Origin of the sequence: Zoogloea sp. LCSB751 (genome assembly GCF_002028455.1) — a bacterium.
Classification (GTDB): Bacteria; Pseudomonadota; Gammaproteobacteria; order Burkholderiales; family Rhodocyclaceae; genus Zoogloea.
Window position 1 is genome coordinate 1 of the sequence record NZ_MWUM01000097.1, and the last position, 420, is coordinate 420.

The window sequence follows — 420 nt, forward strand, 5'->3', positions numbered from 1 at the left end:
CCAGTGCTGCCGTATATAGTGCCCTAGCAGCTTGTGCTTGGGGGATAACGAGCTGACATAGTAAGAGGTATCTACCGTTCCTTTTCCGTTGGCGCTGCGGTGACGCTCAACGGCAATGATGCTGCGGATTGTCGGCCATTTCTCCGTCAACTCTGGCGGTAATTTGGCTTTTAATTGAAACACATAACGCTCTTCCTGGCGGCCATGTCCACTCTCTTTGTGCTCGACGACAATCTTCTCTTTCTGGGCGTCAAACAGTGACTGGAATTGCGATTGAACCGCTTGATACAGCTTCGGTTGATTATTCTTGACCTGTACCACTACATGAGCCTTCTTCTCGCTGATTTTCTCCAGTGTCTCACGCTGACAATGCAACGCATCGAGTGTGACAACGGCTCCTTTTAGCTCAAGAATGTCCAG

At 49.8% G+C, this 420-nt stretch carries 1 protein-coding gene; it reads right to left on the reverse strand.

Going from position 1 to position 420, the window contains the following annotated elements; genetic code table 11:
- The coding region (locus tag B4920_RS25900; protein ID WP_139379647.1) for an ISAs1 family transposase at window positions 1–420 on the reverse strand (420 nt) is incomplete at both ends.